Source organism: Pseudomonas sp. NPDC087614, from assembly GCF_044743485.1.
Classification (GTDB): domain Bacteria; phylum Pseudomonadota; class Gammaproteobacteria; order Pseudomonadales; family Pseudomonadaceae; genus Aquipseudomonas; species Aquipseudomonas baetica_A.
Genome location: NZ_JBIUWN010000064.1, coordinates 25,249 through 33,756 on the forward strand (window position 1 = coordinate 25,249; position 8,508 = coordinate 33,756).

Annotated in this window: 9 protein-coding genes; 4 read left to right on the forward strand and 5 right to left on the reverse strand. The window is 52.4% G+C overall.

The window, feature by feature from the left end; all coding sequences use genetic code 11:
• The first annotated feature begins 80 nt into the window (after positions 1-80).
• The 3 genes from ACIOWA_RS21115 to ACIOWA_RS21125 all read left to right on the forward strand — a co-directional run bounded on the left by ACIOWA_RS21115 (position 81) and on the right by ACIOWA_RS21125 (position 3,051).
• Complete coding sequence (locus tag ACIOWA_RS21115) at positions 81-896, forward strand: sulfite exporter TauE/SafE family protein (protein WP_401161719.1); 816 nt, start codon at positions 81-83, stop codon at positions 894-896.
• Positions 897-1,048: 152 nt separating this feature from the next.
• Positions 1,049-1,768 carry a DUF6933 domain-containing protein gene (locus ACIOWA_RS21120; protein WP_339430898.1) on the forward strand — a complete coding sequence of 240 codons (720 nt, stop codon included), beginning with the start codon at positions 1,049-1,051 and terminating at the stop codon, positions 1,766-1,768.
• 86 nt (positions 1,769-1,854) lie between these two features.
• On the forward strand, positions 1,855-3,051 hold the full coding sequence (locus ACIOWA_RS21125) for a hypothetical protein (protein ID WP_401161721.1): 1,197 nt from the start codon (positions 1,855-1,857) through the stop codon (positions 3,049-3,051).
• A 3-nt stretch (positions 3,052-3,054) separates the two neighbouring features.
• Here the strand turns inward: ACIOWA_RS21125 and ACIOWA_RS21130 are convergent, their stop codons facing one another.
• From ACIOWA_RS21130 to ACIOWA_RS21145, 4 genes are all read right to left on the reverse strand, one after another.
• Positions 3,055-4,041 (reverse strand): hypothetical protein, encoded by a 987-nt coding sequence (locus tag ACIOWA_RS21130; protein WP_339430896.1) that lies wholly within the window; start codon positions 4,039-4,041, stop codon positions 3,055-3,057.
• Positions 4,042-4,098: 57 nt separating this feature from the next.
• On the reverse strand, positions 4,099-4,437 hold the full coding sequence (locus ACIOWA_RS21135; protein ID WP_401161723.1) for a hypothetical protein: 339 nt from the start codon (positions 4,435-4,437) through the stop codon (positions 4,099-4,101).
• Between the two features lie 136 nt (positions 4,438-4,573).
• Positions 4,574-5,281 carry an HNH endonuclease gene (locus tag ACIOWA_RS21140; protein ID WP_401161725.1) on the reverse strand — a complete coding sequence of 236 codons (708 nt, stop codon included), beginning with the start codon at positions 5,279-5,281 and terminating at the stop codon, positions 4,574-4,576.
• 122 nt (positions 5,282-5,403) lie between these two features.
• Positions 5,404-5,937, reverse strand: a complete 534-nt coding sequence (locus tag ACIOWA_RS21145) for a Bro-N domain-containing protein (RefSeq protein ID WP_401161727.1) — start codon at positions 5,935-5,937, stop codon at positions 5,404-5,406.
• A gap of 537 nt (positions 5,938-6,474) precedes the next feature.
• Here ACIOWA_RS21145 and ACIOWA_RS21150 point away from each other — a divergent pair.
• On the forward strand, positions 6,475-8,022 hold the full coding sequence (locus tag ACIOWA_RS21150) for a reverse transcriptase domain-containing protein (RefSeq protein WP_401161729.1): 1,548 nt from the start codon (positions 6,475-6,477) through the stop codon (positions 8,020-8,022).
• Between the two features lie 54 nt (positions 8,023-8,076).
• Here the strand turns inward: ACIOWA_RS21150 and ACIOWA_RS21155 are convergent.
• The coding region (locus ACIOWA_RS21155) for a ribonucleotide-diphosphate reductase subunit beta (RefSeq protein WP_178123136.1) at positions 8,077-8,508 on the reverse strand (432 nt) is incomplete at its 5' end.

An 8,508-nucleotide genomic window follows, 5' to 3' on the forward strand; every position in this document is an offset into this window, starting at 1 on the left:
CATTATTGGCCGGCTTGCTGAGGCAGGCCAAGACCTGCCGCTCTATCGTCGACCGCTCCTCACCAACGGACGACGCCTCCATGCTCTATCTCTTATTGACCCTATTCGGCTGCCTGACCGGCATCACCGCCGTGCTCTTCGGCTTCGGCGGCGGCTTCGTCGTCGTGCCGCTGCTCTACCGCCTGCTCACCGCCAGCCACGGCGCCGATGACCCCGTCGGCCAATCGGCCATGCACATCGCCGTCGCCACCTCGACCTGCGTGATGATCGTCAACGCCCTGATCGCCACCGACAAACACCGCCGCGCCGGCAGCCTGATCCGTCATTATCTGTGGCCGCTGGGAGGGTTTATCGGGGTTGGCGCGGTTATGGGGGCGATTGCGGCAGTGTGGGTCAGTGGCGAAATCATCCGCTATGCCTTCATCGCCTACCTCGGCGTGACCATCATCGACTGCCTGCTCAGACGCGGCTTTCTCACCCGCAACGAAGGCGTCATCCCCCGCCGACTCGGCATTACAGAAATATCCGGCGGCGGTGTAGGCATCGGCGCCATCGCCACGTTCCTCGGTGTAGGAGGCAGCGTCATGACCGTGCCGCTCTTGCGTCGTTGCGGACTGAGCATGTCCCAGGCAACGTCCATGGCCAATCCGTTGAGTGTGCCGGTGGCAATGGCTGGGACGCTGACCTACATGGCGCTGGCCGGGGTCAGCGAGACGGATCTGGGATCATGGTTTATCGGTTACGTAGACTTGCTGGCGTTTGCGGTGCTGACGGTTGGCTCGTTGATAGGGATTAGACAGGCCACGCCGTGGATCGGACGGATTCCGGATCGGGTGCATGCGTGGGTCTATATTGGATTGCTGATTGTCGTGCTGCTGGCTATCTCGATAAAGTGAGCCTTACAGACCGATGAGCAATTGTGAGATATCGGCTCAGAGCGGTGAGAGCGCATTTCAGGCACCGCTCGCCAGCCCTGCAACACCGAATGGGCAGAAGAAATCAAACATGACGACAGAGCATCATTTCCCGTATTTAGCAGAGAACCAGGATGTTGATTTTCAATTGCACCGAGGCTGCCAGTAAGTTTTTCAGCCGGATTCAAAAGGGTAAAACGCTATCGCCCATTGATCCGAAGCCGCCGTCTTCGATCATCGAAGATGACCCGTTGACCGGTGCCGACGAGCAATGGTTGGTGCACGCGATAACCGTGCAACGTAAGCATGTGCTGATCGCCATCCACGTTAAAACCCGTTATTGCATGATCTTTGCCGACGCGAAGAAGGCTGACGCCGAAGGGTTTGTGGCGCGATTTGTCGAGCGTTGGGCCAGCGGGTTGTTGATGCATGCGTTGAAGCACGATCTCCAACAGTGGCTCGATCCCGACTTGATATTGGCGCGGATGACGCAGACCTGTGAGCAGCAAACGTTCTATCGGCGCAGCCACCGCAGTGCGCAAAAGCACATTGATGAAATTGCCTGGATCTTCCAGAGCAAGGCCGCTCAAATCGGTTGTTTACCGCCTGATGAAGACACCGCCAGGGTGTTTGACGAGCAGATGAATGACACGCCCAGAAACAGCAAGGGCGTGAAGACGTATTACTTCCCGGATGAGGAAATGACGCTCCACTGGCTGCGTCATTATTGTTTTCTGGATGACGTTCAACTGCATGCAGCCAAAGCACGCCGCAAGCAAATAATCCTGGAGAACGCGGCCATCAAGCGCGAAGCCTGGTTGCAAGAATACGAGCGACAACACTCGAATACTTAGAATGCACTCGCCATAATCCGCCCCGAACTTACCCGCGCCGGCACTCATCTTCCGGCGCTGTCTCTGCCTCTCTCAAGGATCGATCAATGCTCAAGGGACTGTTGCGTCCGGCAACCTGCGCCGCTGCGCTGTTCACGCTGATTTCCACCGCCCATGCCGACGACGGTCGGCATGTATTTACCGGCACGCTGGGCAAAACGCCCATCGTCGTTGAGTTGAACACGGAACAGCCGGACGAAGTGAGCGGCCGCTATTTCTACGAGAAGTATCACCGCGACCTGGCCCTCAGCGGTTGGCTGCAAGACGGCACGTTGAACCTCGTTGAAGGCGACAACCGCTACGGCGAAGACAAGCCGCTGCCGACCTTGAAGCTGGAAGAAACCGCCAATGGCTGGCAGGGCGAATGGCAAAGTCCGCAGGGCAAAAAACTGCCGGTGAAACTGGCCGAGGCCAGAATGCCTGCGCCGACCTCAACCACTTTGCCCTTCATTGCCTCGCTACCCAAAAGCTCGCCCTACGAGTATTTGCGCCTACAGGGCCTCAAGCTCAAACCCGTGAAGAAAGAAAATTTCATGGGCTATGACCTGCAATGGTGGACGGAGCCTGAGTCGAAAATTTCGCTGTTCAGTGTTGAATCGGGCCTGCCCAAAGATGACCTGCAACGGGTCAATCAGCAGTTGCTCGGGCGCCTCTGGAGTGAAGTCATCAGTTACCACTACTGCCAGTTGCAGGGTGGGGACAACGTCGAATTCATGCAGCAGGCCGAACCGAAGCTGATTTCGCCCGCGCTCGTCAGCCTGAATATTTCAACCAGCTACTACTGCGGGGGCGCGCATCCTGATTTCGGCGATTCGCCGCTCAATATTGATGTGAGCAGCGGGCATTCGCTGTCGCTGGAAGATGTGTTGTGGGTGGGCGAGGGCAAGCCATTGTTGCACGCCGATCGCGACAGCTTGGGCGATCAGCCATTGAGCTCCGCGCAAAGCAGTGCGCACTCAACTTATCAACGTGAAGTGCTCGCGCCGTGGCTGGTCAAACAACTCACCGCGCTGTATCCCGATGAAATGAAGAAGCCGGCAGAGGAGGATGAAAACAGCTGCGACTATACGGACGAAAGTATCTGGGGTTATCCATCCTGGCACTTCACCGCCAAAGGCGTGTACCTGGGCGCCTACTTTGCGCGCGTCGCACGCGCCTGTGATGCGCCCGAGTGGCCAGTGCTGCCGTACTCACTGATCAAAAAACACCCCGGCGCCGTCAAGCTGCAACTGCCCCAAGGCTAGCCGTCACGCCAGACCCGGCGCTTCACGAATGATGAAGTGATCCAGGTTCTCGATATTGGCATTGAAGACTTCGAAAGGCTTTTCGGGGTTCTTCTTGCCCGGCACCTGCTTCAACTCCGGCGTCACGCCATAGAAGAAACAGAACAATGCCTTGTCACTGTCGACCGCCTGCTTGATCTCTTCCAGAAACGCCTTGCGCTTGCGGTAGTTGTCGATCAGCTTCTTGTTCAGATAAACGCTGACTGTGTAAGGCTTCTTCTTGCTGTCCTCAGGCTTCTTCCACCAGACCCTGTCCTCGAAATCGATACGAAAGCTGGCGCCGTCGTGGAAGTCCTCGATCTTCTTGATCCGGCCCCAGTAAATCAGCCCCTTGTTGTCCATCAAGAACTTGATCGGCTTGAAGAATGAACTGTACGGCGCCGTGTGTTCGCCGATCTTCAACGGCATGCGCTTGAGCAAATCCTTGTCGGCGAAGTTCGACACAAAACACTCCACCGGATGCGCAAACACACTGGTCTTGTCCGGCGCCGACTCACGACTCGCTGACTCTTTACCACTCACCGCCACCCGCACCGGATCATCACGCAACACATCCGCCGCCACCGCAGGTGCGGCAGGCTTGCGCACATACTCACGCCGCGTCAGCAACAACTCCGACGGAAAATGCTCCTCCCGCCCGTCATCAGTCTCGCCGTCCGCCGTCTCAATACCAGACGCCGACGCCTTCAAACTCACATATGGACAACCCGCCACATGCTGCGTAGTGGGCAGATTCTTGAAATGCGGCGTGCGCACGTAATTCACATTCTTGGCGTTGAACGTGCCCAACGCGTTGGAAGCCTCGAACGCCGAACGACAGGCATCGTTGGGGCACTGGAAGTGTTCCTTCGCAGAGTCAAACGCCACCGTTTCATCGAAATTGAGATCGCGAACGTCATAGATCGACAACTTGTCGTCGAGGCCGAGGCAGTAGGCGAGATCGAATTTCATGGTGGGGCTCGGATCCTTGAGTGGGGGAGGGGTATTAATAGCGGGAGGTGGCGCGGGTTACCAGTAATGGATCTCGCCACCCAGCATTAACAGAACAGCCATAAAACCGAGATTGCCAAACAGGAAGGGCAGAATCGTAATGACGATTTGAATCACAACCGCGATTTTAAAACCAACGGACAGGCCATAACGCTTCCAGTAAATAACATGCAGCACCATGGTTAGTGCGTTTGCGACCCAGACTGCTCCAACGGCCATGATTTCGTTCTTTTGGCCGATACGTAAGGCCATAAGCAGCAGGCCGAAAAAGAAGATGAGGAATGAGGCGGTCAGGAGTCGGGATTGACCCGGGGTGGTCGAATTTTGGGTTGGTGGCTGCATGTGATGTTCGTCCATGTGCGTGTTCGAGAGTGCTCTCGGTCACGGTAAGCATTGTTCAGCAGCGCACAAAAATTGTGGCGAGGGAGCTTGCTCCCGCTGGGCTGCGAAGCTGCCCCAAACCAGCAAATGCGGTTAGCAAGGTAAGCGGCAATTATTCCTTTTCTAGTCTTCCAACGTTGTCATACAGCCAAGCAGTGAAATCCTCTCGGTCATCCGAATGGTGGCAACGCTGGTGACAGTTGGGACACAGCGCCACGACATTCGAAGGCAGGTCCGATCCTTCTTGCGACATATGCTTAACGTGATGCACTTCCAGGAACGGCTTCCCATCCTTTTGAAATGGAGCGGGTTTGCCACAGCCTTCGCACTTGCCGTTTGCCTGCTGACGAACCCACCCCCTCAATTCTGGGTCACGAAAGTAAGTCTTTCTGGTGGACTCGGTCCAAACAGGATTCTTTATCCCTTTTGGGATGTACAGAAATGGTTGCCGCTCAAATTTGGCTGCCCGTTGTTCCAGCTTTGCTTCGACCGCTGTGGGATTTGAATCCTCAGGAGTAACAACGTTTGAACCATCGAGTGCCTTACGAATGCTGAGCGCAACATTCGCGCCGACATTCTTGGCAGGTTTGTAGCCCTTGATAGGCTCACGGCCCAATTCGACCATGACAGAAGAAATGTTCTGCATCCGAAATTCGATAGAACTCTTGGTTCGGTCAGCCAGTACGCCCTCGCGAAGTACGCGATTCTCGTGTGCCTTGTTGTATGCCTGTTCTTTCTGTTCACACGACCACATACGGAGATAGGCATCGACCGCCGCCTGAATCTCTACGTCACTCCAGTCGCTGTTACTTTTTTCCATAACCATACAGTCGCCGAGGGTTGAAAACCCTCGGACGATACTGAGTGGCCATTACTGCTGTCTACGAAAATTCCTACAAAAAATAGCGACGGATCTCGCATGTGATCCTACAAACGTATCGCTTACCCCATCGAATGCTTCGACGACTGAAACGCCTGAGCGAGCCGCCGCCACCAAGGCTTCGTCGCGGCAGCTTTTCGCGGTATTTGATCGCTCAACAGATAGGGCATGTCCCGCAGCCGAATCCAACCTTCGTTCTGCCAATGCAACAGACTCAGCGACATCTCCGGCCAATCCAACAAACTCAACATCGGCCGATCTGAATGTCCCGAGTGTTCCGCATCACGCAGGGCTGGCACCACCTGATGAGTCAACCACTCACGCAGCAACCGGTTCCCCGGAACGTAGTGATACACCAATAGCGCGTACACACCGGACTCGCTGAGCATCAGTTGTTTTTCGGGTTGCCGGAAATACTCAATCCACAAAACGCGACGCTGATCCTTGTCCAGTTTGTTGACCATGCGTTCGCTCAGATGGACACCCATCAAGCGGCCGATATCGCGCGCGCAGAACCATGGTTGGTTTTCAAGGAGGAGGACGTGGAGAGAGAGGTTGTGGCGGGTGAAGAGTGTGGGGTTGTGTGAGTCAGACATTGCATGCCTCCATAGCTGGAGGCTTGCAGATTATAGAGCGTGTGGGGCCGATTACCTTCGTACGGAAGGAGACATTCTTAGGCATATCCTTTACCTCTGTGTGATGTCAGCTTTCTTAAGGCTGGGTGCCGGGAGCTAAGAAACCCCACACAGAGGGCCGGACATATTCCCCTTTCGGGTCTTGTATTCGCCCACTCCCGGCATAACAGAGTTTTTTGATGCGCACGGGGAAGCCGTAGGCACAAAAAAGCCGCTACTGTCGGGTGCGGACGATCCGCTGTGTGAGGTGTTTCTTAGGCACCAACTGAGAGGTTAGATTTTTTTTACCTCTATCGTCAATAAACTATTTATCACGTGTATTTGAGGCATCCCGTAATCAGAAAGTAGTATCGACGAAGAGATTTTGCGGTGCTACTATTCGGCCACTTTCCAAGGGAGAGAACGGAACCGCCAGATAGGGCCTAGCCCTTATGGCCGCAGAGTTTATCCACAGCTCTGTGGAAGAGGTTGGATAATTATTTTTACTAGGTCGGCTCCGTGGAAAACCCAGGCGAAAGCTTGGGTTTTTTGTTATGGGATAGGGGAAAAATGGACTTAGAACTAAGAATTAAAGAAGCTATAAAGCTCGAAGCGAAAAAGTTAATTGATCGCTATCAGCAATATCACAATACTCTTCATTTAGAACATTCTCGAAAGAAGAGTCGTTTGAAAGACACTCCCCCAAAAATCGTTAAAGTGCCTGAGGCTTGGAGGGAAGGCAATCTTCATAATCCATTTTATGTTCGCAGGAAAGCGTCAAGTATAGCGAAGTCGATTGCGAAAAAAATACGTGAAAATACTTATGAGCCTAATTCTCCATTTGTGCAGGAAATAGACAAGAGTGGTGGTGGGAAGCGGAAGATTTCTGTTTTCCAGGTTCCTGATGCCGCGATGTCGAGACTTTTTTACTCGGGACTTCTACAGAAAAATAAGCATCGATTTAGCTCCTATTCATATGCGTACAGAGACGACCGCAACGTCCATTTTGCAATTCAGGATATAGCTGTTGATTTAAAATCCTTGTCAAGAGTGTTTGTGGCGGAATTTGATTTTTCTGATTTTTTTGGATCAATTAATCATGAGTATTTGCTCGAGCAACTTAAGTGCAACGGGTTTATGGTCAGTGCAGATGACCTCCAAGTAATTAAGGCATTCCTGCGTTCGCATGGGGGAGTTGGGATCCCACAAGGAACGTCAATTTCGTTATTCCTTGCAAATTTAGTGTGTTGGGCGCTGGACAAAAAGTTAGAGCGCTGCGGCGTGAAGTTTGCGCGTTATGCTGATGATACGATCGTTTGGTCCCAAGATTATGCGAAAATTTGCGAAGCGTTTGAGTGTTTTGACGAATTCTCTAGAGTCGCAAATATTAAAATTAATACTGCTAAGTCAGCAGGAATAAATCTTTTGAAAAGAAAAGGTTTGCCCGCGGAGATGTCATCTAAGGAAAAAATTGATTTTCTCGGTTATTCATTGTCGCTTGGAAGTGTTTCTATAAAAGAAAGTGCTGTCGCTAAGCTTAAGGCTCAAATTGCCTATATATTGTCAAAGCACTTGCTGCAGCCACTCAAGGCGCGACCGCTCAGGGCGTTAATAATACCGGCGAACAATCGAGATAAGGCGTTGCTCAGTGCGATGGCTGAAATTCGAAGATATTTATATGGAGGATTAACTTCAGAGCAGATTCTAAATTATCTTAATGGTCGTACCAGGCGTATTTATTTTAAGGGGTTGATGAGTTATTATCCGCTTGTTTCGGACGTTGATCAGTTAAAAATGCTTGATGGTTGGCTGCTTTCAGCAGTGCACCGGGCAGTAAGAGCTAGAAGTAAGCTTTTGTCGAGTCACGGATTTAATCGTAGTCATTCTTTTCCATTTAATGTTTCTAGAGGTACGTTGCTCATGAAATACAGGAGTCAGGGGGTATATGGTAGGGCTACTTATGATGTTCCTAGTCTATCATTGCTTCATCGCGCCCTTACTCAGGCTTTGAGGGAAACAGGGATAGAGAAAGTTATGAATATAAGGTCTTTGAATTATATGTATTAGATTTTTGGTGGGCATAAAAAATCCGCCTTCCGGCGGATTTTTTAGTCTATTACATCAATCCCAGCTCAACGCCCCACCAGTCTGATACTCAATAACTCTCGTCTCAAAGAAATTCTTCTCTTTCTTCAAGTCCATAATCTCGCTCATCCAAGGGAACGGGTTAGTGGTCCCTGGATATTCCTCTTTAAGGCCGATCTGCGACAAACGACGGTTAGCGATGAACTTCAGGTAGTCCTCCATCATCGCCGCGTTCATGCCCAGTACGCCGCGAGGCATGGTGTCGCGTGCGTATTCGATCTCCAACTGCGTACCCTGCAGAATCATCTGGGTCGCTTCTTCTTTCATCTCGGCATCCCACAGGTGTGGGTTTTCGATTTTGATCTGGTTGATCACGTCGATGCCGAAGTTCAGGTGCATGGATTCGTCGCGCAGGATGTATTGGAACTGCTCGGCGACGCCGGTCATTTTGTTGCGGCGGCCCATGGA

Excerpts from the sequence above, each read along its gene's own strand:
- ACIOWA_RS21125 (WP_401161721.1), top strand. The coding sequence starts at position 1,855 with ATGCTCAAGGGACTGTTGCGTCCGGCAACCTGCGCCGCTGCGCTGTTC.
- ACIOWA_RS21130 (WP_339430896.1), bottom strand. The coding sequence starts at position 4,041 with ATGAAATTCGATCTCGCCTACTGCCTCGGCCTCGACGACAAGTTGTCG.
- ACIOWA_RS21120 (WP_339430898.1), top strand. The coding sequence starts at position 1,049 with ATGTTGATTTTCAATTGCACCGAGGCTGCCAGTAAGTTTTTCAGCCGG.
- ACIOWA_RS21115 (WP_401161719.1), top strand. The coding sequence starts at position 81 with ATGCTCTATCTCTTATTGACCCTATTCGGCTGCCTGACCGGCATCACC.
- ACIOWA_RS21135 (WP_401161723.1), bottom strand. The coding sequence starts at position 4,437 with ATGGACGAACATCACATGCAGCCACCAACCCAAAATTCGACCACCCCG.
- ACIOWA_RS21145 (WP_401161727.1), bottom strand. The coding sequence starts at position 5,937 with ATGTCTGACTCACACAACCCCACACTCTTCACCCGCCACAACCTCTCT.
- ACIOWA_RS21140 (WP_401161725.1), bottom strand. The coding sequence starts at position 5,281 with ATGGAAAAAAGTAACAGCGACTGGAGTGACGTAGAGATTCAGGCGGCG.